Consider the following 2,180-nt stretch of genomic DNA (forward strand, 5'->3'; position numbering starts at 1 on the left):
TGGCGGTGACTGGCGTGCCGCTTCCGACAACGCCATCACGGCAGCGAGACGAGGGGCGACGCTCGGCCATTGGGCGACCGGCGGTGACATTGCTGCGCGCATTACTTGGGCGCAGGAGCTTGTGCGCGGCAAGGCGACGAAGGACGCGATCCGGCTGATCATCGATCTGGTCGGCACCGGCGTCGCCAGCCAGGAGTCAGTTCCGGCTGCATTCGCAGTGCTGGAAGTCGCCGGTGGTGACCCTTGGCAGGCGGCAGTCATCAGTGCCAATCTCGGTGGCGACACCGATACGATCGGCGCCATCGCGGCCGGCATGGCCGGTGCCTGCACCGGCTTTTCCCGATTGCCTCAGAACCGCATTGCAAACCTCAAGGGCATCGACATGACGGGGGTTAGCGCGCTCGCCGCCGACCTTGTTGTGGCGCGGATGTCCAAGGGCCGTGTGGACAAGGGCAGTGGCGGCAAGGATGCGGCGGCATGAGAGGGCGTCTCGTCCATGTCGGCAGCGCGGTGGTCGACTATGTTTACCGCATCGATGCCTTGCCGGCCCCGGGCACGGAGAAGACTGCGTCGAGCTATGCACGAGTCGCCGGCGGCGGCTTCAACATGATGGTCGCGGCCAGCCGCACCGGCATGAAGGTGGTGTTCGGCGGCCAACTCGGCAGCGGACCCAATGGCGACTTCCTGCACAGCGCCTTCAACGCCGAGGGTATCAGTACTATGACCCCGCCATCGCCCATGATGGACAGCGGCCATTGCGTCGCCTTGATCTCGAGCGATGCCGAACGCACCTTCGTGTCTTGGCCGGGCGCTGAAAGCGTACTCAGCCTCGACATGCTGGCGCCCGTGGTGGTCGCTGCAGACGACTGGGTGTTCACGTCAGGTTATACGTTGAGCTATCCGGGCAGCCGCGATGCGCTCGCCGACTGGATCGAGGCCCTGCCGGCTGGGATACCTTTCGTCTTCGATCCGACACCGGTCATAGCGGACATTCCGGGCTCGACCTTGGCGCGGGTGCTTGCTCGCACCACATGGTTGAGCTGCAACATGGGGGAAGCGGCCGAGATCGCCGGTCAAGGCGATGTAAAGGCACTCGCAGCGCGGCTTCTTGCCGGCCATTGCCCGAAGGCCGACGGCGTCGTCATCCGGAGCGCCGCCAAGGGCTGTCATGTGCGGCTGGCAGACGGTTCCGTCCAGACCATCCCCGGCTTCGAGGTCGACGCCCTCGACACCAATGGCGCAGGCGACGCCCATATCGGCGCTTTCATCAGTGCGCTGGCGCGCGGCATGCCGCCTTTTGCGGCAGCGCACTACGCCAATGCGGCGGCGGCCATTTCCGTCACCCGCCACGGTGGTTCATCAGCGCCGACCGACTACGAGATCCAGACATTCCTAAGCCATGCCGGCGGTCCCCAGATGGGCCTCCATGGCCGGAAGCAAGAGGTCAAACGCCCGACAGCCTGACAAAGCCCGGGAAGCGGGCAAACACAGAGAGGAACGAACATGCGCATGCCCGACTTTACTGCCCTAGTGACGGCGGCCGCCGTCTTCACCTCCGCACTCGCATTTGCTGCCAAGGCCGACGAGGTGCACGTACTCAACTGGAAGGGCTACGGCGCCGACGAGCCGTGGGCCATCGAGGCCTTCGAGAAGGCGACCGGCAACAAGGTCGTCAACGACTTCTTCAATTCCGAACAGGAAATGCTGACCAAGCTCAGGACCAATCCCGGCCTCTACGACGTCGTTATGATCAACGCCGCCTTCAACGACCAGGCAATGGCGGAAAAGCTGATCCAGCCGATCGACACATCCAAGCTGCCGAACTATGCCGACATCAGCAAGGACAAGGCGAGTTCGCCGATGCTTGTCCATAACGGCAAGGTCTATGGGGTACCGTGGGTCTGGGGACTGACGGCGCTCGCCATCAACGACAAGTCCTTCGACAAGCCGCCAACGAGCATCGCCGAAATGTGGGATCCCGCCCACAAGGGCCGCGTCACCATCCGTGACGATGCCGTCGAGGCGGTGCAGTTCGGCGCCATTGCCACCGGCCAGAACATCAACGATGTCAAGGACATGGAGGCGGTCAAGGCGAAACTCACCTCGCTCATGCCGCAGATCAAGACGTTCTGGAGCTCGGAGAACGACTGGAACCAGATGGTTGCCTCTAACCAGATCGA

3 protein-coding genes are annotated in these 2,180 nt (G+C 63.6%); all 3 read left to right on the plus strand.

Going from position 1 to position 2,180, the window contains the following annotated elements; translation table 11 throughout:
- Positions 1-481 (plus strand): ADP-ribosylglycohydrolase family protein (locus tag NKJ84_RS32915; protein WP_352509987.1); only part of this gene is annotated, 481 nt, incomplete at its 5' end.
- Positions 478-1,464, plus strand: a complete 987-nt coding sequence (locus NKJ84_RS32920; RefSeq protein ID WP_352509988.1) for a PfkB family carbohydrate kinase — start codon at positions 478-480, stop codon at positions 1,462-1,464. The genes NKJ84_RS32915 and NKJ84_RS32920, both read left to right, overlap by 4 nt.
- A 39-nt stretch (positions 1,465-1,503) precedes the next feature.
- Positions 1,504-2,180, plus strand: a 677-nt coding sequence (locus NKJ84_RS32925; protein WP_352509989.1) for an extracellular solute-binding protein, incomplete at its 3' end; no start/stop codon positions are given.

Origin of the sequence: Mesorhizobium sp. M0048 (assembly GCF_040323405.1) — a bacterium.
Lineage (GTDB): Bacteria > Pseudomonadota > Alphaproteobacteria > Rhizobiales > Rhizobiaceae > Mesorhizobium.

Coding starts and splice junctions, on each gene's coding strand:
- NKJ84_RS32920 (WP_352509988.1), top strand. CDS start 478: ATGAGAGGGCGTCTCGTCCATGTCGGCAGCGCGGTGGTCGACTATGTT.